General features: G+C 61.6%; 23 protein-coding genes. 14 read left to right on the plus strand and 9 right to left on the minus strand.

Translation table 11 applies throughout. From position 1 onward, the window contains the following. Positions 1 to 75 precede the first annotated feature (75 nt). Both J7557_RS00815 and otsB read right to left on the minus strand, forming a co-directional pair. Positions 76 to 1,491 (minus strand): trehalose-6-phosphate synthase, encoded by a 1,416-nt coding sequence (locus J7557_RS00815; protein WP_291416396.1) that lies wholly within the window; start codon positions 1,489 to 1,491, stop codon positions 76 to 78. A gap of 89 nt (positions 1,492 to 1,580) precedes the next feature. Continuing rightward, entirely contained in the window at positions 1,581 to 2,366 is a 786-nt protein-coding gene (gene otsB, locus J7557_RS00820; RefSeq protein ID WP_291416398.1) for a trehalose-phosphatase, read from the minus strand. A gap of 223 nt (positions 2,367 to 2,589) precedes the next feature. Here otsB and J7557_RS00825 point away from each other — a divergent pair, with 223 nt between their 5' ends. Continuing rightward, the gene (locus J7557_RS00825) at positions 2,590 to 2,736 is read left to right on the plus strand and encodes a hypothetical protein (protein WP_291416400.1); all 147 of its coding nucleotides are present in this window, start codon (positions 2,590 to 2,592) and stop codon (positions 2,734 to 2,736) included. Positions 2,737 to 2,859: 123 nt separating this feature from the next. Here the strand turns inward: J7557_RS00825 and J7557_RS00830 are convergent, their stop codons facing one another. From J7557_RS00830 to J7557_RS00850, 5 genes are all read right to left on the minus strand, one after another. Then, positions 2,860 to 3,423, minus strand: coding sequence for a nucleoside deaminase (locus J7557_RS00830; RefSeq protein WP_291418247.1), 564 nt, complete (start codon positions 3,421 to 3,423; stop codon positions 2,860 to 2,862). Between the two features lie 65 nt (positions 3,424 to 3,488). Continuing rightward, positions 3,489 to 4,241, minus strand: coding sequence for an META domain-containing protein (locus tag J7557_RS00835; protein ID WP_291416402.1), 753 nt, complete (start codon positions 4,239 to 4,241; stop codon positions 3,489 to 3,491). 72 nt (positions 4,242 to 4,313) lie between these two features. After that, positions 4,314 to 4,823: an ureidoglycolate lyase gene (locus J7557_RS00840; protein WP_291416403.1), complete on the minus strand. Its 510-nt coding sequence runs from the start codon at positions 4,821 to 4,823 to the stop codon at positions 4,314 to 4,316. A 2-nt stretch (positions 4,824 to 4,825) separates the two neighbouring features. Beyond that, entirely contained in the window at positions 4,826 to 5,644 is an 819-nt protein-coding gene (locus tag J7557_RS00845; RefSeq protein ID WP_291416405.1) for a bifunctional allantoicase/(S)-ureidoglycine aminohydrolase, read from the minus strand. Between the two features lie 77 nt (positions 5,645 to 5,721). Next, on the minus strand, positions 5,722 to 6,051 hold the full coding sequence (locus J7557_RS00850) for a helix-turn-helix transcriptional regulator (RefSeq protein WP_291416407.1): 330 nt from the start codon (positions 6,049 to 6,051) through the stop codon (positions 5,722 to 5,724). A gap of 50 nt (positions 6,052 to 6,101) precedes the next feature. On the opposite strand from J7557_RS00850, the gene J7557_RS00855 reads away from it, so the two are divergent. Genes J7557_RS00855 through J7557_RS00865 form a run of 3 tightly spaced genes read left to right on the plus strand, consistent with a single transcriptional unit; the run spans position 6,102 to position 7,378 of the window. Then, a complete protein-coding gene (locus J7557_RS00855) occupies positions 6,102 to 6,560 on the plus strand; it encodes an SRPBCC family protein (protein ID WP_291416408.1) in 459 nt (152 codons plus the stop codon). Continuing rightward, positions 6,557 to 6,919 (plus strand): hypothetical protein, encoded by a 363-nt coding sequence (locus J7557_RS00860; RefSeq protein ID WP_291416410.1) that lies wholly within the window; start codon positions 6,557 to 6,559, stop codon positions 6,917 to 6,919. Before J7557_RS00855 ends, J7557_RS00860 begins: the two co-directional genes overlap by 4 nt. Positions 6,920 to 6,928: 9 nt before the next feature. After that, complete coding sequence (locus tag J7557_RS00865) at positions 6,929 to 7,378, plus strand: SRPBCC domain-containing protein (RefSeq protein ID WP_291416412.1); 450 nt, start codon at positions 6,929 to 6,931, stop codon at positions 7,376 to 7,378. A gap of 6 nt (positions 7,379 to 7,384) precedes the next feature. Here J7557_RS00865 and puuE read toward each other — a convergent pair whose 3' ends face one another. Next, positions 7,385 to 8,803: an allantoinase PuuE gene (gene puuE / locus J7557_RS00870; protein WP_291416414.1), complete on the minus strand. Its 1,419-nt coding sequence runs from the start codon at positions 8,801 to 8,803 to the stop codon at positions 7,385 to 7,387. 58 nt (positions 8,804 to 8,861) lie between these two features. Continuing rightward, positions 8,862 to 9,845 carry a LysR family transcriptional regulator gene (locus tag J7557_RS00875; RefSeq protein WP_291416416.1) on the minus strand — a complete coding sequence of 328 codons (984 nt, stop codon included), beginning with the start codon at positions 9,843 to 9,845 and terminating at the stop codon, positions 8,862 to 8,864. A gap of 155 nt (positions 9,846 to 10,000) precedes the next feature. Here J7557_RS00875 and uraH point away from each other — a divergent pair, with 155 nt between their 5' ends. The 10 genes from uraH to guaD all read left to right on the plus strand — a co-directional run bounded on the left by uraH (position 10,001) and on the right by guaD (position 22,469). Beyond that, positions 10,001 to 10,354, plus strand: a complete 354-nt coding sequence (uraH, locus tag J7557_RS00880; protein WP_035080590.1) for a hydroxyisourate hydrolase — start codon at positions 10,001 to 10,003, stop codon at positions 10,352 to 10,354. Positions 10,355 to 10,357: 3 nt separating this feature from the next. Then, positions 10,358 to 11,824 carry a xanthine dehydrogenase small subunit gene (gene xdhA / locus J7557_RS00885; protein ID WP_291416421.1) on the plus strand — a complete coding sequence of 489 codons (1,467 nt, stop codon included), beginning with the start codon at positions 10,358 to 10,360 and terminating at the stop codon, positions 11,822 to 11,824. After that, positions 11,824 to 14,154 (plus strand): xanthine dehydrogenase molybdopterin binding subunit, encoded by a 2,331-nt coding sequence (gene xdhB, locus J7557_RS00890; protein WP_291416424.1) that lies wholly within the window; start codon positions 11,824 to 11,826, stop codon positions 14,152 to 14,154. The genes xdhA and xdhB overlap by 1 nt, the downstream gene beginning before the upstream one ends. A gap of 196 nt (positions 14,155 to 14,350) precedes the next feature. Continuing rightward, positions 14,351 to 15,211, plus strand: a complete 861-nt coding sequence (xdhC, locus tag J7557_RS00895) for a xanthine dehydrogenase accessory protein XdhC (RefSeq protein ID WP_291416426.1) — start codon at positions 14,351 to 14,353, stop codon at positions 15,209 to 15,211. A 1-nt stretch (position 15,212) separates the two neighbouring features. Then, complete coding sequence (locus J7557_RS00900) at positions 15,213 to 16,730, plus strand: ABC transporter ATP-binding protein (RefSeq protein WP_291418249.1); 1,518 nt, start codon at positions 15,213 to 15,215, stop codon at positions 16,728 to 16,730. Further along, entirely contained in the window at positions 16,727 to 17,812 is a 1,086-nt protein-coding gene (locus J7557_RS00905; protein ID WP_291416428.1) for an ABC transporter permease, read from the plus strand. Before J7557_RS00900 ends, J7557_RS00905 begins: the two co-directional genes overlap by 4 nt. Continuing rightward, positions 17,812 to 18,732 carry an ABC transporter permease gene (locus tag J7557_RS00910; protein WP_291416430.1) on the plus strand — a complete coding sequence of 307 codons (921 nt, stop codon included), beginning with the start codon at positions 17,812 to 17,814 and terminating at the stop codon, positions 18,730 to 18,732. Before J7557_RS00905 ends, J7557_RS00910 begins: the two co-directional genes overlap by 1 nt. 55 nt (positions 18,733 to 18,787) lie before the next feature. Continuing rightward, positions 18,788 to 19,873, plus strand: a complete 1,086-nt coding sequence (locus J7557_RS00915; protein WP_291416432.1) for a BMP family ABC transporter substrate-binding protein — start codon at positions 18,788 to 18,790, stop codon at positions 19,871 to 19,873. 71 nt (positions 19,874 to 19,944) lie between these two features. Continuing rightward, entirely contained in the window at positions 19,945 to 21,171 is a 1,227-nt protein-coding gene (locus J7557_RS00920) for a urate hydroxylase PuuD (RefSeq protein ID WP_291416434.1), read from the plus strand. Then, complete coding sequence (guaD, locus tag J7557_RS00925) at positions 21,168 to 22,469, plus strand: guanine deaminase (RefSeq protein ID WP_291416436.1); 1,302 nt, start codon at positions 21,168 to 21,170, stop codon at positions 22,467 to 22,469. The genes J7557_RS00920 and guaD overlap by 4 nt, the downstream gene beginning before the upstream one ends. Positions 22,470 to 22,476 lie beyond the last annotated feature (7 nt).

Genomic DNA, 22,476 nt, shown 5'->3' on the forward strand with positions numbered 1-22,476 from the left:
GAACAAAGGGCGGCCGAGAGGCCGCCCTTTTTGTATCTCCACTCGCTCGCCTGGGAGTGCGGCGACGAAACGGTTTCAGGCCACCGAGGCCATATAGATCACGTCGCGGGCGCCGGAGCCGGCTTCGCCAATGCCGGGGGAGAGGCGCTCAAGGAAGCTGAGCGCCCAGTCGTCGACATTATGGGCGCGGGCGACGGCGTCGAGGGCTTGCCATCTTGTCTTGCGTTCTTCGAGCGGCATATCGAGCGCCATGCGCAGGGCTTCGGCGGTTTCATCGGTGTCGAAGGGATTGACGAGGAGGGCTTCGGGAAAAATCTCGGCGGCTCCGGCGAAGCGGGAGAGCACGAGGACGCCGGGATTTTCCGGATCCTGGGCGCCGATATATTCGTGGGCGACGAGGTTCATGCCATCGCGCAAGGGTGTCACGAGGGCGACCCGGGCGAGTCGGTAGAGGCCGGCTAGGCTCGGTTGGCCATAAGCGCGTTTCACATAGGTGAGCGGCGCCCAATCTGGCTCGGCGAAGCGGCCCATGACGTGGCCGCACATGGCGTCGAGCGTGTCGCTGGTCTCCTGATATTCCTTGATCGTGTCGCGGGAGGGCGGCGCGACCTGCAGCAGATGCACGTTGCGGCGGAAGCGCTGGTTATTGGCGAGGAGCTTTTCATAGGCTTCGACGCGCTGAGGCAGGCCTTTTGAATAGTCGAGGCGGTCGACACCGAGGATCAGGGCCTGTTCGCCTAAGGCGCGCCGCATGCGGTGAATCATCTTCTTGGCAGCGGGGCTATTGGACAGTCGCGCAAAGGCTTCGGGATCGGAGCCGATAGGGAAGGCGGCGACTTCGGTTTTGGAGAAATCCACCGCTTCTGTAGCACGGGTGCCAAAGGTCGAGGGCGCCTGATGTTCGGCGAAATCGGTGAAGGCGGCGACGTCGCGATTGGCCTGGAAGCCGATGAGATCGTAGCGGGAGAGATCGCGCATCAATTCGCCATGGTGGGGAATGGCATAGAGCGCGTCTGCGGTGGGGAAGGGGATGTGGAGATAGAACCCGATGCGGTTTTTAGCGCCAAGGCTGCGTAGTTCGCTGGCGAGTGGGATCAGATGATAGTCGTGCACCCAGATCACGTCATCCGGCTTGAGGAGCGGCATCAGCGCCTTGGCAAACTGGGCGTTGACACGACGATAGCCCTCGTACCAGTGGCTTTCAATCGTCGCGAGGTCGAGCCGCAGGTGAAAGCTGGGCCAAAGGATAGAGTTGGAAAAGCCCGAATAGTAAGCGCGGTGATCGTCGGGCGAGAGGTCGATCTGGGCGATGTTGAGGCCGTCGATATCTTCGAAGCGCGGCTTGGCGTCGGGGTTTTCGGTGAGCTTGCCGGACCAACCGAACCAGAAGCCTTCCCGCTCGCTCAATACTTTCTTGAGGGCCACGGCGAGACCGCCGGCGGCGGGACCCTTGCCGGGTGTGCGATTGGAAACGATGACGATGCGGCTCATGGCAGACGGGCCCCCTGTATAAAGATCAAAGTAAGACCGGGCGCGAAGCGCCCGGGCCGAGGTCGTACGGACTTGCGATCAGGCGCGTCTCAGTGCGCCGTCGTCTCGGTGAGCACCGGCTCGGCACGATGTACGAGGTCGCCGAGGCCGCCGATCAGGGCGCGTACGGAAGTGACATCGGCGATGCGCAAACGGGCGGCGGTTTCACCGGGGCCGATCTTGATGCCGACACCGCCCAGTTCCTGTGCAGCACGGAAGGCGTCTTCATCGGTGACGTCGTCGCCGATGAAAATGGGCGTTCGGCCAATGAAGGGCTCTTCCTGCATGAAGGCGCGGAGGGCTGCACCCTTGTCAAAGCCGATGGGGCGGGCCTCGTAGACCATCTTGCCTTCGACCAGCGAATATTGGGGGTGGTCGGCCAGCACCTCTTCGAGAGCGCGGAGGCAGGCGTCGGCTAGTTCGGGCGCCTGGCGATAATGGAGGGCGACCGTGCCTGGCTTGGGTTCGATCAGGAGTTCGGGATGGGCGACGGCCAGTGGCTCGATGGCGCGGGCGATTTCTTCCGCTCCGGCAATGAGTTCTTCGTCGACTTCCTCCATCGAGCCATCGGCGCGACGGCGCTGCGAGCCATGGGCACCGGCGATCGGGAGATGCAGGGGCGCGAGGAAGCGATCGATGTCGGCGATTTCTCGGCCGGTGAGCACGGCAAAAGCGTTATCGAATTCGCGGGTGATGCGGTTGATCTGCTCGGCCAGATCATTGGGCACGTGAACTGAATCCGGCGTCTCGGCGATCTCCACGAGCGTGCCGTCGAAGTCGGTGAACAGGGCGAGCGCGGGCACGTCGGTACCGGTTTCGAGAAGCGGCTGGTTCATCGGGATTCCTCACCTGGCACTTTGGGGGTCATGCAGGGGAACGCCAGGGAGCGAAAAAGGTTCGCGCCACATGCCTGCCATGCACGCGGCGGGCTTATGAACGAAACATTAATCACGCATTCGTGATCCATTCAGCGATGGAGCGATATGGCTGGTTCCAACGTTGCTGCAATACGTCCTGCCGGATCGGCCAGGGCGAAAAGTTGAGGGAAAACAACATCAAATGCGTCCAGTGCTGTCCAAACCCGCACAGTCTCAAATGCTCCTGTCGGCCCTGTTCGTCGCGGCCTTAAGCTTCATCACGCTCGCCGCATCCTTTGCTGAAATGCCGACAGAAGATGCTTCGGCCCAGGCCGGCCTTCATGAATAAGGCAGGACTTTCGGATCGTGACCGGCTCTCGCTGAGCCTGTGGCGCGTGGTCCTGCCCATGCCGAAAACCGCGCAAGTCGTGGCCGGCGCCGCGCGACGCCCGCTGAAATCGCTGCGCAAGGTTCAGGCGAGTGGAATGCCCTTGTTGCCCTTGTCGCGCTGATAGATGGCGGAGAGGTCGGCATAGGCGGCGCTGATATCGTCGAGGCGCGCGAGGAGGTTTTCGCGGTGTCCGCGATCGAGGCCCGCGACCATTTCCTGCAGGCCACGGCTTTTAAAGAAAGCGTTGGTGCGGTTGTAGAGCGGGCGGTCAGCAGGGACCTCGCTGCGATCTGGATCGGGCACGGCATAGACAGATTGCAGGATCTGGATGTCGTAGGGGATGCCAAAGCTGTCGCGGCTATCTTCGTAGGTGAAGAGATAATAGAAATTGTCGAAGCCTGACCAAGTGATGCCGGAGAGGCAGAGCGAGCAGGGTTCGTGCGAGGTGAGGAAAACGCAGTCTTTCGTGGGCGGGCGCTGATCCTCGGGCAGTTCGAAGAAGCGCTTGATGGCGTGCATTTCACCGTGCCAGAGCGGGTTTTCCGTCTCGTTATTGGTTTCGGCTACCACTACCGACAGGTCCGATTTTCGCAGGATCGCCGCGCCGAAGAGCTTGTTGCCTTCAGCGACACCGCGCGCGGTCATGGGTATCACGTCTTGCTCAATGACATCGAGCAGGCGCGAGATGAAGTCCGCACTGTCCAAGTTGATTACTCCTTGGTTCGCACGAGGCCGATCAGCGGAACGGCTGCCGCATCGAGAAGGCGCAGGCTGTCCGCGGACGTTTCGTAGCCATTCACGGCAACAAGCGCGGAGAAGAAGGCGCTCTCCTGATTCATGATGTCAGGCTGGCAGGCCATGCGGGTTGAGGCGGGGGGCGCAAATTGCAGCCTGGTTTCGTCCATGGTCGCCTGGGTGAAATAGCTGTTGCAGCCTGCATGGCCATCGACGCGGAGGTCGGCAGCGATGGCGAGGGTCAGCGGTTGGGCGCCGATGATGGGGCTGCCGCCGATGCTGGTCACAGTCCAGGTCGTGTTGATGAGATTCTTGTCCAGTTCGGGCTCGGGAGGCGTCGGGGCGATCGGGGCCCTGGTGACGAGGATGGAAACCGGAGCAGGCGCGCTCAGGTCAACGGGGACGGCAATGTCGTTGCGCCACATTGCAGCACCGCCGACGCGGATTTCGGCTATGAGACCGAAGGCGCCGCTCGATTTTGCGACATCGCTGCGAACGGCGAGGGAGAATTGCAGCGGCACCTGGCCACCGGCCGGGACGGCGGCGCCGGCACCGACTATGGGCTGGCCATTGGGCAGGGCGACGAGGCCGACATGCAAGGTGGCGCCGGGGGGTAGGGCCATGCGTTCGCGATAGAAAACGTCGCCGGTCAGCGTCAGGTCCTCTGCGCTGGCGGCGCCGACGAGCAGCATGAGCGAGAGCACGAGTGTCAGGAGCCGATTGAGCATGGCAGTCCTCCCAATTTCCTGGCGAGCCTAAACCAGCATGGGTCCACTGGCGAGGCAAAGCCGCGGAAGCGGTTAAGCACCTCGTTCGCGATGGGTCACGAGGAAGGGCGGATCGAGGGGGAATTCCTCGAGGTTATTGCCATCGCCGCCACGGTCGACGACCAGGAAATCGGTCTCCTTGTCGAGCGTGGTGAGGACGCCGTGCCAGGTGTTCATGGCGATATTGACGCCCTGGCCGGGGCCCGGGAGGAAGGCACGGATATTGATGGGTGTACCGCTCTGGTCTTCTGCAACGATGACGAGCCAGTGGGCGTCGCCGATGGGGTAGAAGGCCTGGCTGCCGAGTGGATGGCGTTCGACGAGGGTCAGGCTGAGCGGCAGGGCGTAGGGTTGGCCGCGGAAGATGGAAATGAGCGGGCGGGGGTGGACACCGCCAAGCTCGACCTTGGCCAGATCATGGAAGCGCTCGGTCTTGCCGGCATTGATCGGATAGTGATGCGCGCCCGGCGTCTGGATCACCTGGCCGAACGGGGCGAAGGCGTCGGGGGTCAGCGGCTCGATGTAGATGGTGCGATCGCTCATGGTCAGAAGGGGAGCTTCGCGTGGCGGTTGACGTCTTTGTAGAGCAGGTAGCGGAACCGCTCGGGGCCGGCATAGCAGGCCTGGGGGCAGAAGGCGCGTAGCCACATGAAATCGCCCGGCTCGACCTCGACCCAATCGCGGTTGAGGCGATAGACCGCCTTGCCTTCGAGCACGTAGAGGCCGTGTTCCATGACGTGGGTTTCCTCGAAGGGGATGACCGCGCCAGGTTCGAGGGTGACGATATTGACATGCATATCGTGGCGGAGGTCGGTGGGCTCGACGAAGCGCGTGGTGCCCCAGGTGTTTTTGGTGTCGGGCATCCAGCGGATGGGTTCGTCCTGCTCGTTAGTGACGAAGGCGGGCGGGATGTCGACGCCTTCCACCACTTCATAGCGCTTGCGCACCCAATGGAAGCGGGCAGGGGAAGTGGTGCGGTTGACGAGACTCCACTGCGTGTCGGGGGGCAGGAAGGCATAGCCGCCCTCCTTCAGGATATGCGGCTCGCCGGCAATGGTGAGATTGATCTGGCCGGTGACGACGAAGAGGACGCCTTCGGCTTCGGGGTTCTGCTCCGGACGCTCGCTGCCGCCGCCGGGAAAGACTTCCACGATGTATTGCGAGAAGGTTTCGGCAAAGCCCGAGAGTGGGCGGGCGATAATCCAGGCGCGGCTATCGCGCCAATGGGGCAGGTAGGAGGTGACGATGTCGCGCATGACGCCGTTAGGGATGAGCGCATAGGCCTCGTTAAAGGTGGCGCGGCCGGTGTGGAGGGCCATCTGCGACGGCAGGCCGGCGATAGGAGAAGCGTAAGTGGAGGCCATGAGCTCTCGTTCAGTCTGGACGATTCCGCTTGAGACTAGAGCCATGTGGGCCGGCAGGCCAAGGCCTCAGGGCCGATTTATTCGCTCAGTTCCATTTCCTGCTTCAGGCGGCTGAGCATGTTCACCGCATAGGCGGCGTAGGGGCCGATCCAGCGCTCGTGGATGGCGTGGACCGGCAGGGCGTCGAGATGGTTCCAACGCTCGCGGCCGCGACGCTCGGCGACGACGAGGCCGGCTTCTTCCAATACACCGAGGTGCTGCATGACCGTGCAGCGGTCGAGTTCGGGGAAGGTGGTGCAGAGCGCGCCGGTCGTGGCGGGGCCGGCCTTGAGCGCATCGAGCATGCGCCGCCGGATGCGGTGGCTGAGGGCCTTGAAAATGAGGTCGTCTGCGTCGTCGGTTGACATGTTATATTTTTATAACATATCGTTGGGACCGTCAAGCAGAGGAGAGCAGCATGGCCTATGAATTCACGGTGGGTGGCCGTATCGCGAAGCCAGTGCACGAGGTGTTCGAGGCGGTGGTGGATCCCAAGCAGCTATCGCACTATTTCACGACGGGCGGGGCCAAAGGGCGGCTCGAAAAGGGGGCGACGGTGACATGGGATTTCCATGATTTTCCCGGCGCTTTTCCCGTGCATGTCGTCGATCTGGTGAAGGACAAGCAGATCGTGCTGCGCTGGGATGCGCCTCCGGACGGCGATCCGGCCGGGAACTACGAAACCACCGTGACGATGACTTTTGAGGGGCTGGAGGATGGCCGCACGCTGGTGCGTATCCACGAGGCCGGCTGGCGCGAGAACGAGGCCGGGCAGAAGGCATCCTACGGCAATTGCGAGGGATGGACAGGCATGCTCGCGGCGATGCGCGTGTGGCTTGAACACGGCATCCACTTTCGCGAAGGATTTTACAAATGACGGGTGCGGCTGTTGGCGGCGTCAATATCGCGATGAAAGTGCCGGCGCATCAATATGAGGCGGTAGTGGCGTTCTATCGCGATGTTCTAAAACTGCCAGAGCTGGAGGGGGGCAGCGACGTGTCGTTTGCCTATGGGCCGAACCGGCTCTGGATCGACAATGTGCCCCAGATGTCGCAGGCCGAGCTTTGGCTCGAACTCGTCACTCCAAGCTTTGACGACGCGGCTGCAAGCCTGGAAGCGGCTGGTGTGACACGCAATGACGGGATCGAACCGTTGCCTAATAGCGAGACTTTTCGGGGTGGTTGGTTCTTCAACCCCGCGGGCATAGTGCACCTGCTCAAACAAACCAGGACATGAAGGGACGGTATGGTGGAGACGGTCACTGCGGTTGCGCAGCATGAGTTCGTTAGTCTCAGCGCCCGGGAGGTCTTTGACGCCTGGACCGATCCGGCGCTGCTGCACGTCTGGATGGAACGCCATTTGAAGGCGCGCGATGCCTTGGCCAGCGTTACGCGGCTGGACGTCGTCGCAAAAGTTGGCGGCCGCTTTCACTTTGCCGATACACGTCCGGAATCCGACGCCTGGGGCTACTATCGCGTGTTGGAGCGGCCGCACCGCATTGTCTTCACCTGGTTCGTTTCGGCAGAAGAGGAAGACGAGAATTCCTCTGTCGTCACGCTGGACATCACGCCTAAAGCCCAAGGCTCTGTTGCTACCATTCGCCACGAGATGGATGGGCAATGGGCCGACTACATCGATCCAACAGCGAAGGCCTGGGGATCGATGTTGGCGGCCATCGACGATGCTTTGAGCTAACGTTCGTCAGGGCAGCAGCGCCTTGAGCCTTAGCAGGGCGATGCGCTCGACCTGGGCGCAGGCGGTGGTGAACTCCTCATCGGCACTGTTGGCGATGCGCTTCTCGAAGGCTTCGAGGATGCTGGCCTTGGTGTTGTCGCGGACGGCGATGATGAAGGGAAAGCCGAATTTTTGCACATAGGCGGTGTTGAGCGCGGTGAATTTTTCGCGCTCGGCATCGGTCAGGGCGTCGAGGCCGGCCGAGGCCTGTTCAGCGGTTGACTCTGCTGTGAGGCGTTTGGCGGTAGCGAGTTTGCCGGCAAGATCGGGATGAGCGCGGAGGACGGCTATGCGTTCTTCCGGCGTTGCAGCGCGGAATTGGGTGCGCAGGGCAAAGTGGAGGCCGACGGCAGTGTCATTGGCAGGGGCGAGTTCGCCATCCCAGGCGCGTTCGGCGATCCAGGCGGAATGCTCGAAAATGGAGCCATAGCGGGCGACGAAGTCGGCGCGGTCGAGTTGGCTCGGGATGACTTCAGGAGCGATATAGGGGTGTTCGTTGGCCCAGTGCTGGGCGATGTCGAGACGAGTCGGTACCCAGACTTTGTCGAATGTCCTGATGTAATCCACGAACTTCTTGAGGCCCTGGAAGCGGCCCGGCTGGCCGACGAGGCGGCAATGGAGGCCCAGCGACATCATCTTGGGGCTGCCGGCCTGGCCTTCGGCATAGAGGCAGTCAAAAGTGTCCTTGAGGAACTGGAAATATTCCTCGCCATTGTCGAAGCCCGGGCCGGTGACGAAACGCATATCGTTGGTCGACAAGCTATAGGGGATGATCAGCTGCGGCTTGCCGTTGATCACTTTCCAATAGGGGAGGTCGTCGTCGTAGGTGTCTGAAATATAAGCGAAACCGCCTTGCTCGGCGACGAGGTCGACGGTGTTGAGCGAGGAGCGGCCTGTGTACCAGCCAAGGGGGCGGAAGCCGGTTGCCAGGGTGTGGAGGCGGATCGCTTCGGCGATCTGAGCACTCTCCTCTTCGGGTGGCATGTCCTTGTGCTGAACCCACTTGTAGCCGTGGGAGGCGATTTCCCAGCCGGCTTCCTGCATGGCGGCAAGCTGTTCGGGTGCACGCATCAGGGCGGTGGCGACGCCGTAAATGGTGACCGGTAGATTGGCCTCGGTGAAGAGGCGGTGGAGGCGCCAGAAGCCGGCGCGGGCGCCGTATTCGTACATGCTTTCGACATTGGCGTGACGCTGGCCGGGCCAGGGGGCGGCGCCGAGGACGTCGACGAGGAAGGCTTCAGAGGCGGCGTCGCCGTGGAGAATGTTGTTCTCGCCGCCCTCTTCGTAATTGAGCACGAATTGCACCGCCACATGGGCACCGCCGGGCCAGTTCGCATTGGGAATATTGCGGCCATAGCCTTGCATGTCACGGGGATAGCGGTTCATCGATGTCTCATTCGTCGTAGGAGTCTGCGTCAACGTAAGCGCAAGTCCGGTGATTGCGCTAGATGGCGCCAGGCAATTGCAGCTCGTCGAAATAGCCCTTGGCGTGATCGAAGAAGATGGCGGGCGCAAGATGGAGCGAGCTTCCTGAGCGGACGAGGATGCCGAAGCGATTGGTGGGCAGGCCGGTGTCGCTGAGGGGCTTGAAGACGAGGCGTCCATCGGCGATTTCGTTCTGGGCGCCTATGGGGGTCATGATCGAGAGGTAGTGGCCGCCAAGGGCCAGTTCGACCAGCATGCGGATGGAATTGACCTCGACCATGGGTGGAAGCATGGAGCCGGAACGGCGAAGGAAAGGTTCTATCACTTCGCGGATGGAGATTTCCGGCCGGGCCACCGCGAGGGCGTGGTCGAGACACTGTTCCATGGTGAGGTTTTGGGCTGAGGCCAGCGGATGATCGGGCACCATGACGGCGCCGATATGCACGTCGCGGCGGAAGGCGATGTCGACCTGACGTGAAGGCTTGGCGATGAAGCCGAAGCCGATGTCTACGCGTTCCTCGACGAGGCGTTCGACGACTTCGCTGGAGGAGACGATGGAGAGATCGATGGTGAGGCGCGGATAGCGCTTGCCGAATTCGGTGATGAGGCGGGGCAAGAAGGACAGGCCGACACTTTCCACCGTGCCGATGCGGACGACGCCGGCGCGGACGCCGCGCAAAAGTTCGATTTCGGAGACGGCGGCTTCCATGGGCGCGGTGAGGCGGCGGGAATGGCGGAAGAGGATTTCGCCGGCAGGGGAGAGGCGCATGCGGCGTTTGTCGCGGAGGAAGAGGGTGATGCCGAGGGCGTCTTCCAACTGGGCGACTTGTCTTGTGACCGCCGATGAGGCGACGTTGAGGCGGCGGGCGGCTTCGCGGATGGAGAGGTGGGTGGCGACGGCGTTGAAATAGAGCAGCGAGGGCTGATGGAAGACGCGTGCCAGAAGGCTGGCGGAAAGGGCGTGTTCGCGGGGGCGGTCGGCGGTCGGGCTCTTGTCGGACATGATGGGACTTGCTGTTGCCGTTTCGGCAGCATAGTGCTTCCAATTTGAGAGTATCAAGAGCAGATTCAGGGTTCTATGGTGCTCTTCGGGGAAACGAATTGCGCATGTTGTACCGAAACGGCCCCACGTTCGGACGGCGTGCATAGGAGCAGCATATGGCCGGCGGACGCCTTACCACTCACGTTTTGGACACGATGGCGGGCAAGCCGGCGCGCGGCATGCGCCTCGAACTGCATTTCGTGCATGGGGATCACACGCATCATTTGGGCGATAGCTATACCAATGCCGATGGGCGGGTGGATCAGCCGCTCCTGGCGGACGATCAGTTCCAGCAGGGCGAGTTCGAAATCCGCTTCCATGTTGGCCAGTATTTCGAGCGCATCGGGGTCGAGCTGGAGACGCCGTTCCTCGATGTCGTGCCGATCCGTTTTACGATTTCCGAGGACAAGCACTATCACGTGCCGCTGCTCGTCAGCCCGTTCGCCTACTCCACCTATCGGGGGAGCTGAGCCATGGTTGAGGTTACTGATGCCATTCGGTTCCTCCTCAATGGCGAAGAAATCACCCTCACCGATGTTGCGCCCGATCTGACGCTGCTCGATTGGCTGCGGCTGGAACGCCGGCTGCGCGGGTCGAAGGAAGGCTGCGCCGAGGGCGATTGCGGGGCCTGCACGGTGCTGGTGGGGCGGCTCTTTGGCGACGAGGTCATTTATGACTCGGTGACGGCGTGCATCCGCTTCGTCGGGAGCCTTCATGGCACGCATGTCGTGACCATTGAGCATCTGCGCGGTGAGAATGGCGCGCTGCACCCAGTGCAGCAGGCCATGGTGGATCACCATGGCTCGCAGTGCGGGTTCTGTACGCCGGGTTTTGTGATGAGCCTTTGTGGGCTGTGGATGCGCAACCCCAGTCCGACGCGGCCGGCTATCGAGAAAGCGTTGCAAGGCAATCTTTGCCGTTGCACGGGATATGCGCCGATCATTCGCGCGGGCGAGGCGATGGGCACGTATGGGCAGCCGCGGGGCGATGTGCTTTGGGCGGAACGCATTGCCGTGAAGGACACGATCAAGGCGCTTAATGACGGGCGGCGTGTGGTGATTGGGGAGGGTGATAAGCAGATCATCATTCCGGCTGATCTCGATGATTTTGCGGCCGTCTATGAAGCCCGTCCCAATGCGCGGATCGTCGCAGGTTCGACCGATGTCGGGCTGTGGGTGACGAAATTCATGCGCAATATCGGGCCGGTGATCTTTATTGGTCACTTGCAGGAACTGAAGCGTATCGCCGAGAATGACAGCGAAGTGCGGTTTTATGCCGGGGTGTCTTATTCTGAGGCGCTGCCGGTCATTCAGGCGAATTTCCCGCAATTGGGCGAGCTCTGGAACCGCATCGCGGGTGAGCAGATCCGCAATATGGGGACGATTGGCGGCAATATCGCCAATGGGTCGCCGATTGGCGATACGCCGCCGCCGTTCATTGCGCTGGGGGCCAAGCTGCATTTGCGGCGGGGCGAGCATCGGCGCGAGATCAAGCTGGAAGATTACTTCGTTGCCTATGGCAAGCAGGATCGGCAGCCGGGCGAGTTCGTCGAGAGCGTGACGCTGCCGCTGCTGCCGGCGGGCGAGAAGTTTGCGACCTACAAGATTTCCAAACGGCGCGAGGAAGACATTTCGGCGCTGTGCGGGGCCTTCCGGGTGTTCGTCAACGATGCTGGAACTGTTGGCATGGCGCGGATTGCCTTTGGCGGCATGGCAGCGACGCCGAAGCGAGCCAAGGCTGTGGAAGCCGCGCTGGTTGGCAAGCCCTGGACGATGGAAACGGTTGAGGCGGCGTTGGCCGCTTTCGCGGGGGATTATCAGCCGATCAGCGATATGCGTGCTTCGGCGGAGTACCGGTTCCTTACTGCGCAGAACCTGCTCAAGCGGTTTTTCCTCGAAACTTCGGGGCAGGGCGAGCGGCTGAAAAGAGAGGTGGCGTGATGAACAAGCATCAGGCTCCCATCAATCTCGCAGTGCTGCATACCAATACGCGGCACGATAGCGGCCCTAAGCACGTCACCGGCACGGCCGAATATATCGACGATATGGTCGAGCCGATCGGTACCATGCACGCCTATCTGGGGCTCTCGACCAAGCCGCATGCCGAGATTGTCGGCATGGATTTTTCGGAGGTGCTGAAGGCGCCTGGGGTCATTGGGGTGTTGACCAATGACGATGTGCCGGGGGAGCTGGATATCAGCTCGGCGCATGTGCATGACGAGCCGTTGTTTGCGCAGGGTGTGACGCATTTCTGGGGGCAGCCGCTTTTCGCGGTGGTTGCCGAGACGCGCGATCAGGCGCGGCGGGCGGCGCATCTGGCGAAGGTTGAGTACAAGGACCTTTCCTATTTCACCGATGTGCGTTCGGCCCAGGCGGCTGGCGGCAAGCTGGTGACGCCGCCGCTGAAGCTCGAACGCGGTGATGTGAAGGCTGGTTTGGCCGGGGCGCCGCGGCGGGCCAAGGGTGCCATTACCATTGGCGGGCAGGATCATTTTTATCTCGAAGGGCAGATTGCGTTGGCGATCCCCGGCGAGGACGAGGACGTTGTCGTCAATTCCTCGACCCAGCACCCGACTGAAGTGCAGTTGATTGTCGCGCATGCGCTGGGCATTCGGCAGAATGCGGTGACGGTCAATGTGCGCCGCATGGGCGGCGGCTTTGGCGGCAAGGAAACACAGGGCAATCTCTTTGCCGTGGTGGCGGCGCTGGCGGCCAAGAAATGGAACCGGGCCTGCAAGATCAGGCCGGACCGCGACGACGACATGAGTGCGACCGGTAAGCGGCACGATTTCGTGGTCGATTATGATGTCGGCTATGACGAGACCGGCAAAATCCACGCGGTGGATGCGGTCTATGCGGCGCGTGGGGGCTTTTCGGCTGATCTTTCGGGGCCGGTGACGGATCGCGCACTGTTCCACTGCGACAATGCCTATTGGTATCCCAATGTGCGGGCGCGGTCGGAGCCGCTCTATACCAATACGGTGTCCAATACCGCCTTCCGAGGCTTTGGCGGGCCGCAGGGCATGGTGGGGGCGGAGCGCTGGATCGAGGATATTGCCTATGCGCTGGGCAAGGATCCGCTCGATGTCAGAAAAGCCAATTTCTATGGCACCGATACAGACAATGTGACGCCGTATCATCAGGTGGTGGAGGACAATATCATCCATCGCGTGGTGGATGAGCTGGAGGCGTCGTCGGATTATCAGGCGCGGCGCAAGGCGATTGTTGAATTCAACAAGAGCAGCAGGATTCTGAAGAAGGGCATTTCGCTCACGCCGGTGAAGTTCGGCATCTCGTTCACGGCGACATGGTACAATCAGGCCGGGGCGCTGGTGCATGTCTATAAGGATGGGTCGATCCATCTGAGCCACGGCGGCACCGAGATGGGGCAGGGGCTCTATATCAAGGTGGCGCAGGTTGTGGCCGATGCGTTCGGGGTGAACCTCGACACGGTCAAGATCATGGCGACATCGACTGGCAAGGTGCCGAATACGTCGGCGACGGCGGCTTCGTCGGGTTCCGATCTCAACGGCATGGCGGCGTATGACGCTTGCCGCCAGATCAAGGAGCGGCTGGTCGCTCATGCGGCCAAGCTGCATCAGGTCGAAGAGAGCGACTGCGAGTGGGTGCAGGGCGGTATTCAGGCGGGGCCGAAGTTTGTGCCTTTCGCTGAACTGGCGGCTTCGGCTTATATGAACCGCGTGCAGCTTTCGGCTGCGGGCTTTTACAAGACGCCGAAGATTCACTGGAACCGCGCTACCGGGCAGGGGCATCCGTTCTACTATTTTGCCTATGGCGCTTCGGTGAGCGAGGTGAGTATCGATACGTTGACGGGCGAGTACACGGTCGATCGCGTAGATATTCTGCATGATGTGGGCAAGTCGCTGAATCCCGCTATCGACCTTGGCCAGGTCGAAGGCGCCTTTGTGCAGGGCATGGGCTGGCTGACGACGGAAGAGCTGGTTTGGGACGCCAAGGGGCAGCTGCGGACGCATGCGCCGTCAACTTACAAGATACCGCTCGCGAGCGACGTGCCGCCGATTTTCAACGTGAAGCTGGCTGAGTGGTCGGTGAACAAGGAGCCGACGATTGGGCGGTCCAAGGCCGTGGGCGAGCCGCCGTTCATGTTGGCGATGAGCGTGCCCGAGGCGCTGGGCATGGCGGTGGCGAGTGTGGCGGATTACGCGATTGCGCCGCAGCTCGATATGCCGGTGACGCCGGAGCGGGTGCTGATGGGTGTCGAGCGGCTGAAGAAGGAGGCGCGGGGGTGAAAACGGTGCTTTTGGCCCCACCCCCTCCCGGCCTCCCCCATCAAGGGGGAGGTGTTGCATCGAGTTTTTGGAATGCCTCGCGCTCGAATTTGAAATTGTCTCGGCGTCATTCCTGCGAAAGCGGGAATCCCCCTTGGCCTTGTGAGATTCCCGCTTTCGCAGGAATGACGCGGTGGTTGGGAAGGATGTTGGCGAAATGACCACCTCCGCTGCGCTCGAAATCTTCCTTGCCGCCAATTCCGATGTCATTGCCTGCGAACTGACATCGGTCCGTGGCTCCTCGCCGCGTGAGGAGGGGACGTTCATGCTGGTGGCGCTGGGGGCGATTTTCGGGACCATTGGGGGTGGAGCGCTCGAATATATGGTCATCGACCATGCGCGGCGGCTGATTGCCGAGGGGCGGGCGGAAGAGGCCATGGATGTGCCGCTGGGGCCCGAGATAGGCCAGTGTTGCGGCGGGCGGGTGAAGGTCGAGCTGCGCTATGCAGATGCCATCATTCGCCGGGACTATGCGGCGCGGCTTGAGACGGAGATTGCTTCGACGCCGCAGGTTTATGTCTTTGGCGCGGGGCATGTGGGGCGGGTGCTGGCGCAGATGCTGGCACTGCTGCCGGTGCGGATGGAAGTCATCGACACGCGGCAGGACGAGCTAGATCAATTGCCGCCGGGCATTGCGCATCGACGTGTGGCGATGCCGGAAGCGGTGGTGCGGTCGGCGCCTCAAGGCAGCGCGTTCCTGATCATGACGCATGATCACGCGCTCGATTTCCTGATTGCGGCGGAGGCGCTGAACCGGCTCGACAGTCCCTATGTCGGTATGGTTGGCTCAAAGACGAAGCGCGCGAAATTTGCCAGCTGGTTCGTGGAGCAGGGGGGCGACAGGGCGCTTTTGCAGCGGTTGGTGTTACCTATTGGCGCGCAAGGGCTTGGGGATAAACGACCATCGGTTATTGCAGTACTAGCGGCGGCTGAAGTTATGGTCCAGATTGGGGGACGGGAAGCATCGAACGGGCAGAAGCTCACCCCCGGAAAACAGGGGGTGGCGAGTGGATTCTGATATGCCCAATCGGCTCGAACTGACCGGCATTACTAAGCAATTCCCCGGCGTTCTGGCCAATGACCATGTGTCATTTGCGGTAAAGCCCGGCGAAATCCACGCGCTTCTCGGCGAAAACGGCGCCGGCAAATCCACACTCGTCAAGATGATCTACGGCATCATGCAGCCCGATGCCGGCGAAATCCGCTGGAATGGCGAGCCGGTTGTGGTGGCTAATCCAAAGGCCGCGCGAAAACTCGGCATCGGCATGGTGTTCCAGCATTTCTCGCTGTTTGAAGCGCTGACCGTGCTTGAGAATATCGCGCTGGGCATGGATGCAAAAATCCCGTCGCGTGAACTTGAGAGCCGCATTCGCGAAGTCATGGAGACTTATGGCCTGGCGCTCGATCCGCATCGGACCGTGGCGACGCTATCGGTCGGTGAGCGGCAGCGTATCGAAATCGTGCGCGCTTTGCTGCTCAATCCGCAATTGCTCATCATGGATGAGCCGACTTCGGTGCTGACGCCGCAGGAGGTGGAGCAGCTTTTTACGGTGCTACGCAAGTTGGCGGCCGAGGGGTGTTCGATCCTCTACATTTCGCACAAGCTGCATGAAATCAAAGCCTTGTGCGATACGGCGACCATTTTGCGTGGTGGCAAGCTGGTGGATACCTGCGATCCCAAAGAGGAGACCAGCCGCTCCATGGCCGAGAAGATGATCGGCACGGGGCTGAAGGATATTGTCAAGGCCGAGGGAAGGGCGTTCGGGCAGCCCAAGCTGGTCGTCAATCGGCTGAGCACGGGCAAGACGGGACATTTCGATGTGCCGGTAGACAATGTCAGCTTTACTGTGCGGGCAGGGGAAATCCTGGGTGTGGCCGGGGTGGCGGGCAATGGGCAGAATGCGCTGCTGGACGCTCTTTCGGGCGAGCTGATTGGGGATGACCGCGAGGCCATCACCATCGATGGGCATGGCATCGGCTTGATGAATACGACCGAGCGGCGCCGGCAGGGGCTTTGCGCCGTGCCGGAAGAGCGCAATGGCCATGCCGCGGTGGGGGATTTTACGCTCTCCGACAATTCGGTGCTGACCGCGCGCGATCGGCTCGGCATGGTGATGATGGGCCTGATCAATTCGGGCGCGGCAAAAACCTATACGGGCAAGGTAATCGCGGATTTCGCCGTCAAGGCATTAGGGCCGGCTTCGACGGCGGGTTCTCTGTCCGGCGGTAACCTGCAGAAATACATCATGGGCCGGGAAATCCTGCAGAAGCCGAGCGTGCTGGTGGTAAGCCAGCCGACCTGGGGTGTCGATGCCGGTGCGGCGGCGGCCATTCACCAGGCGCTGGTGGATCTGGCGGCTGCGGGTTCGGCTATTGTCGTCATCAGCCAGGACCTCGACGAGCTGCGGGCGCTTTGCGATACGCTGGCCGTCATCAATATGGGACGCCTTAGCGCGGCCCGGCCGGTGAAGGATTTTAGCGTGGAAGAAATTGGGCTGCTGATGGGCGGCGTACACGGTTCGATGGAGACCGCATGATGCGCTACCGGCTCGAAAAGCGTCCTGAACCCTCCAAGCTCATGCTCTATGGCACCCCGGTCGCGGCGGTTGTGCTGACCATGATCCTGGGCTGCCTGCTGTTTTCGGCCATTGGCTACAATGGCCTGCGCGCGGTGCAGGAAATCTTCCTGACGCCGCTGACCAATCCCTATAAGTGGCAGGACCTTGGCATCAAGGCTGCACCGCTGATCATCATCGGCACGGGTCTCTCGGTCGCCTATCGCGCCAATGTCTGGAATATCGGTGCCGAGGGCCAGTACATTATCGGCGCTCTGGCAGCGACCGGTGTGGCGCTGATGACCTGGGGTATGAGCGGCTGGTGGATCCTGCCGTTGATGGCGATTGCCGGCATGGCGGCGGGCATGGCCTATGCGTCCGTTCCGGCCTTTCTGAAGACTCGGCTCAACGTCAATGAAATCCTCACGAGCCTGATGCTGACCTACGCGTCGGTGCAGTTGATCTACTATCTGATCCGCGGCCCGTGGAAGGACCCGATGGGTATCGGCTTCCCGCAATCGCGCCTGTTCTCCGAGGCGGCGCGTCTGCCGAACATCATTCCCGGCACCATCGTGCATCTGGGGGTGCCGATTGCGGTGATCGTGGCTTTGATCGCCTGGTTCGTGATGAGCAAGACGGTTTTCGGCTATCGCATGCGCGTGGTCGGTGCGGCGCCGCACGCGGCGCGCTATGGCGGGTTTTCCGAGACCAAGACGATCTGGCTCGCCATGCTGGTCAGCGGCGGGCTTGCGGGACTTGCCGGCATGCTGGAAGTGGCGGGGCCGTTCCAGCGCATGGTGCCAGGCTTTCCCACCAATTATGGGTTTACCGCGATCATCGTCGCTTTCCTCGGACGGCTTAATCCGCTCGGCGTAATTGTTGCCGGCGTCGTGCTTGCCATCACATTTGTGGGCGGGCAGGTGGCGCAGACCACGATTGGTTTGCCCGATGAGGCGACGGGCATTTTCCAGGCGATGATGCTGTTCCTGCTGCTCGCCGGGGATATTCTGGTGCGCTATCGCATTCGCCGTGTCAGCCCCGAAGCCAGTGTGGGAGCGGCGTGATGGATCTGACGATCGCAATTCTTGTTACCGTCGTCGGCGCTTCGACTCCCATTCTCATCGCGGCGCTGGGCGAACTGGTCGTCGAGCGCTCGGGTGTGCTCAATCTCGGCGTCGAAGGCATGATGCTGCTCGGGGCCATTGCCGGCTTCGTGGTGCAGTTTCACACGGGCAATCACTATCTGGCGCTGATCTGCGGCGCGGCGGCCGGTATGGCGGCCTCGCTGATCTTCGGGTTTCTTACCCTGTCCTTGTCCGCCAATCAGACGGCGACGGGCCTGGCGCTCACCATCTTCGGTACGGGGTTTTCGGCGCTGGCGGGGGCCTCCTATTCGGCGCGGCCAGTGACGCTAATGTCGCCGATTTTTCCGGAGTTGGCGGCGCATCCGGTATTGCGGGTGATCTTTGGCTATTCGTTCCCGGCCTATTTCGCCATTTTTATGGTTTTTGCTATCTGGTTCTTTCTCAAGAGGACGCGTGCAGGCCTGATCCTGCGGGCGGTGGGCGAGAACGACCTCTCGGCGCATTCGATTGGTTATTCGGTGATCAAGGTGCGCTACTTTGCCGTGATGTTCGGTGGCGCCATGGCCGGCATTGCGGGGGCCTGCTTCCCGCTGACGCTGACGCCGCAATGGGCCGAGGGGATGACGGCGGGTCGCGGCTGGATCGCCGTGGCTCTCGTGGTCTTCGCGTCATGGCGGCCATTCCGCCTGCTCGGCGGCGCCTATCTCTTTGGTCTCGTCATGACCATGGAGCTTTATGCCAAGGCCGGCGGCGGCCCGCTGTCGGCCATTCCGTCCGAACTCTGGGCGGCTCTGCCCTATATCGCAACGATCGCCGTGCTGGTGCTGATTTCGCTCCGGCGCGATGCGTCTACCAATGCTCCGGCCTGCCTCGGCAAGCCGTTCATGCCCAGCAATTGAGGCGGCGCGCAATGACCGCCTCATGCAATCGGAACGTCAGTCAGGAGAAACAAAAATGACTCTGTCACGTCGTGGATTTATCAAGGTCGGTGGCGCCGCCATGACCTTGCCGCTGCTCGGCGGCGCCGCTTTCGGCCAGGCCGAGAAGCTCAAGATCGGCTTCATCTATGTCGGCTCGATCAACGACAACGGCTATAACTACGCGCACAATCAGGGCCGCCTCTACGTCGAGGAAAACCTTGGCGATGCGGTTGAGACCATGTTCGTCGAGAACGTGCCGGAAGGCCCGGACTGCGAACGCGTCGTGCGTGAACTGGCCCAGCAGGGCTGCAAGCTGATCTTCGCAACGAGCTTCGGTTTCGGTGACTCGGTGATCAAGGTTGCGCCGGAATTCCCGGACGTCGCCTTCGAGCACGCCACCGGCTACATGAAGGCCGACAATGTGGGCCTCTACAATGCCCGCTTCTATGAAGGCCGCGCCGTTTGTGGCGTGATCGCCGGTCATATGTCCAAGACCGCCAAGGCCGGCTACATCGGCTCCTTCCCGATCCCGGAAGTGGTGATGGGCATCAATTCCTTCGTGCTCGCCGCGCGTCAGGTGAACCCCGAATTCACCATCACCCCGGTCTATATCTCGACCTGGAACGATCCGGCCAAGGAAGCCGACGCTGCCCGCGCCATGATCGACCAGGGCATCGACATCATTGCCCAGCACACCGACGGTCCGGCTGCCCTGCAAGTTGCCGCCGAGCGCGGCATTGTTGGTGGTTTTGGCCAGGGCGCCGACATGTCGGCCTTTGCTCCGGAAACCCAACTCACCGCCATCATCGACCACTGGGGCCCGCACTACCTGGCTTCGGCCAAGGCCGTGCTCGAAGGCACCTGGGCGCCCGGCGATACCTGGGAAGGCCTCAAGGAAGATGTGGTCCAGATGGGCCCGTACCACTCGAAGGTTCCGGCAGATGTCGTTAAGGCGGCTGAAGCCATGCGTACTGGCCAGATCGATGGTTCGGTTCACATCTTCACCGGCCCGATCAAGGATCACACCGGCACCGAGCGCGTTGCCGCTGGCGTGACCATGACCGATGCCGAACTCCTCAGCATGGATTGGTATGTCGAAGGCGTCATTCCGCCCGCTTGATTGCGGTTGGGATACTGACATTTGGGGGCGGGCTCACGCCCGCCCCTTTTCACGACTGAGAGGACGGGGCGATGGGCGATCTGGCAATTTTCTATGAGTGGCTGATGTTCGCCGTGCGCTGGCTGCACGTGATTACCGCCATCGCCTGGATCGGGTCGTCGTTCTATTTCATCGCGCTCGATCTTGGGCTGCGCAAGACGCCGAGCCTGCCGCCGCTGGCCCATGGCGAAGAGTGGCAGGTGCATGGTGGCGGGTTCTATCACATCAACAAATATCTGGTGGCACCGGAATTTCTTCCCGAGCACCTGACCTGGTTCAAGTGGGAAAGCTACTGGACCTGGATGAGCGGCGCGATGCTGCTGGCGCTGATCTATTATGTTGGCGCGGACATCTATCTTGTTGACCGCAACGTACTCGATATTCCGAGTTGGGGCGCTATCCTGCTCTCGATCGGGTCGATTGTCCTAGGCTGGGTGCTCTATGATGCGCTCTGCAAGTCGCCGATCGGGCAATCGACGACGGGGCTGATGCTGGTACTGTTCGCCATTCTGGTGGCGGCGAGCTGGGGCTATACGCAGCTCTTCACCGGCCGTGCGGCTATGCTGCATATGGGCGCGTTTACCGCGACCATCATGGCGGCCAATGTGGCCATGATCATCATTCCCAACCAGAAGATCGTGGTCGGCGACCTCAAGGCGGGCAAGGTGCCCGATGCCAAATATGGCAAGATCGCCAAGCAGCGCTCACTGCATAACAACTACCTGACGCTGCCCGTCATCTTCTTCATGCTCTCGTCCCACTATCCGCTGGCCTTTGCCACGCAGTGGAACTGGATCATTGCCTCGCTGATCTTCCTCGTTGGCGTGGTCATCCGGCATTATTTCAACACGCGCCATGCGCGGAAGGGTAATCCGCACTGGACCTGGGGTGTGGCGGTAATCCTCTTCATCGTCATTACGTGGCTGTCGACGGCGCCGAAGCTACCGGGCTTTGACACCGAGACGCTGGCCAGCGCAACCGGCGAGCGATTTATGGCGACGGAGCATTTTGCTTCGGCCAGCCTGACTGTGCAGACACGTTGCGCCATGTGCCATACTGCGGAGCCGGCCTGGCCTGGTGTGTTCGAGGCGCCAAAAAATGTCATTCTCGACAATGACGTGGCGATCGCTAACCGCGCCAAGGATATCGCCATGCAGGCGGGCTATGCCCATGCCATGCCGCCCGGCAATGTGACCGAAATGACTGCCGAGGAGCGGGCGCTGCTGGTCGAATGGTTCCGTGAGGGTTCGCGCTCATGAGCCGGACCATTCTGCGCGGGCGTGTGCTGAGTTTTGAGCGCGCGCCGGAAGGCATCGATGATGTAGGGAGCTATCTCTATCTTGAAGACGGTGCGGTCAGCATCGAAGATGGGGTCATCACGGCTGTCGGCGATTACACCGCGGCGGTGAAGGCAGACGCTGTCGTTATCGACCATCGACCGAACCTGATCATGGCCGGTTTCATCGACATGCACCTGCACTATGTGCAGAGCCAGATGATGGCCTCCTATGCCGGGTCGCTGCTTGAATGGCTCAATACCTACACATTCGTTGAAGAGCAGAAGTTTGCCCAGCAAGGGCATGCCGATGCCGTGGCCGTCGATTTCTATGATGCGCTGATCCGGCATGGGACGACGACGGCCGTCGCCTATTGTTCGAGCCATCCGCGCTCTGTGGACGCCTTCTTTGCCGAGGCGCAGCGGCGCAATATGCTGATGGTCGGCGGCAAGGTGATGATGGATCGTCACGCGCCGGAAGACCTGCTGGATACGGCGCAATCGAGCTATGACGATACCAAGGCGCTGATTGCGCGCTGGCACAAAAGGGGCAGGGGCCTCTATGCCATCTCGCCGCGCTTTGCCATCACCTCGACGCCTGAACAGATGGAGATGGCGCAGGCGCTGGTGGCGGAGCATGGCGATTGCCATGTGCAGACGCATCTGAGCGAAAACGACGCCGAGATCACCTATTCCATGGAGCTCTATCCCGATGCCCCGGACTATACGGGCATCTATGAGAACTATGGGCTGCTCACCGAGCGGACACTGCTGGGCCATTCGATCCACCTCAACCATCGCGAGACGGCGGCGATTGCCAATGTGGGGGCGGTGGCGGTGTTTTGTCCGACGTCCAATCTCTTCCTCGGTTCGGGGCTATTCGATAGGGACCGGATGGTGAAGCACGGGGTGCGGATTGGGCTCGCGACCGATATTGGCGCGGGCACCAGTTTTTCCATGCTCAAGACGATGGACGAGGCCTACAAGGTGCTGCAATTGCGTGGCCAGCGCTTCAATCCGCTGGCTTCGTTCCATCTCGCGACACGGGGCAATGCCGAGGCGCTGGGGCTCGCCGATACGATTGGCAGCGTGGCGCCGGGGCGGGCTGCGGACCTTGTTGTGCTCGATGCGCGGGCGACGCCGACTATGCGGATGCGCATGGCGACGGTCGAGACGCTGGTCGAGGAACTGTTCCTTTTGCAGACCCTGGGTGACGACCGCGCCATCTCCGAGGTCTATGTTGCTGGCGCAAGGGCGAAGTCAACTTTAGGCGGGTTGTGAGGCAGGC

The sequence above is a fragment of the Devosia sp. genome, assembly GCF_017744655.1.
Classification (GTDB): domain Bacteria; phylum Pseudomonadota; class Alphaproteobacteria; order Rhizobiales; family Devosiaceae; genus Devosia.

Excerpts from the sequence above, each read along its gene's own strand:
- J7557_RS00860 (WP_291416410.1), top strand. The coding sequence starts at position 6,557 with ATGACGGGTGCGGCTGTTGGCGGCGTCAATATCGCGATGAAAGTGCCG.
- J7557_RS00920 (WP_291416434.1), top strand. The coding sequence starts at position 19,945 with ATGGGCGATCTGGCAATTTTCTATGAGTGGCTGATGTTCGCCGTGCGC.
- uraH (WP_035080590.1), top strand. The coding sequence starts at position 10,001 with ATGGCCGGCGGACGCCTTACCACTCACGTTTTGGACACGATGGCGGGC.
- xdhB (WP_291416424.1), top strand. The coding sequence starts at position 11,824 with ATGAACAAGCATCAGGCTCCCATCAATCTCGCAGTGCTGCATACCAAT.
- J7557_RS00865 (WP_291416412.1), top strand. The coding sequence starts at position 6,929 with ATGGTGGAGACGGTCACTGCGGTTGCGCAGCATGAGTTCGTTAGTCTC.
- J7557_RS00905 (WP_291416428.1), top strand. The coding sequence starts at position 16,727 with ATGATGCGCTACCGGCTCGAAAAGCGTCCTGAACCCTCCAAGCTCATG.
- J7557_RS00875 (WP_291416416.1), bottom strand. The coding sequence starts at position 9,845 with ATGTCCGACAAGAGCCCGACCGCCGACCGCCCCCGCGAACACGCCCTT.
- J7557_RS00855 (WP_291416408.1), top strand. The coding sequence starts at position 6,102 with ATGGCCTATGAATTCACGGTGGGTGGCCGTATCGCGAAGCCAGTGCAC.
- J7557_RS00850 (WP_291416407.1), bottom strand. The coding sequence starts at position 6,051 with ATGTCAACCGACGACGCAGACGACCTCATTTTCAAGGCCCTCAGCCAC.
- J7557_RS00900 (WP_291418249.1), top strand. The coding sequence starts at position 15,213 with ATGCCCAATCGGCTCGAACTGACCGGCATTACTAAGCAATTCCCCGGC.
- J7557_RS00915 (WP_291416432.1), top strand. The coding sequence starts at position 18,788 with ATGACTCTGTCACGTCGTGGATTTATCAAGGTCGGTGGCGCCGCCATG.
- otsB (WP_291416398.1), bottom strand. The coding sequence starts at position 2,366 with ATGAACCAGCCGCTTCTCGAAACCGGTACCGACGTGCCCGCGCTCGCC.
- xdhA (WP_291416421.1), top strand. The coding sequence starts at position 10,358 with ATGGTTGAGGTTACTGATGCCATTCGGTTCCTCCTCAATGGCGAAGAA.
- J7557_RS00840 (WP_291416403.1), bottom strand. The coding sequence starts at position 4,823 with ATGAGCGATCGCACCATCTACATCGAGCCGCTGACCCCCGACGCCTTC.
- J7557_RS00910 (WP_291416430.1), top strand. The coding sequence starts at position 17,812 with ATGGATCTGACGATCGCAATTCTTGTTACCGTCGTCGGCGCTTCGACT.
- J7557_RS00825 (WP_291416400.1), top strand. The coding sequence starts at position 2,590 with ATGCGTCCAGTGCTGTCCAAACCCGCACAGTCTCAAATGCTCCTGTCG.
- J7557_RS00845 (WP_291416405.1), bottom strand. The coding sequence starts at position 5,644 with ATGGCCTCCACTTACGCTTCTCCTATCGCCGGCCTGCCGTCGCAGATG.
- xdhC (WP_291416426.1), top strand. The coding sequence starts at position 14,351 with ATGACCACCTCCGCTGCGCTCGAAATCTTCCTTGCCGCCAATTCCGAT.
- J7557_RS00830 (WP_291418247.1), bottom strand. The coding sequence starts at position 3,423 with ATGACCGCGCGCGGTGTCGCTGAAGGCAACAAGCTCTTCGGCGCGGCG.
- puuE (WP_291416414.1), bottom strand. The coding sequence starts at position 8,803 with ATGAACCGCTATCCCCGTGACATGCAAGGCTATGGCCGCAATATTCCC.
- J7557_RS00815 (WP_291416396.1), bottom strand. The coding sequence starts at position 1,491 with ATGAGCCGCATCGTCATCGTTTCCAATCGCACACCCGGCAAGGGTCCC.
- guaD (WP_291416436.1), top strand. The coding sequence starts at position 21,168 with ATGAGCCGGACCATTCTGCGCGGGCGTGTGCTGAGTTTTGAGCGCGCG.
- J7557_RS00835 (WP_291416402.1), bottom strand. The coding sequence starts at position 4,241 with ATGCTCAATCGGCTCCTGACACTCGTGCTCTCGCTCATGCTGCTCGTC.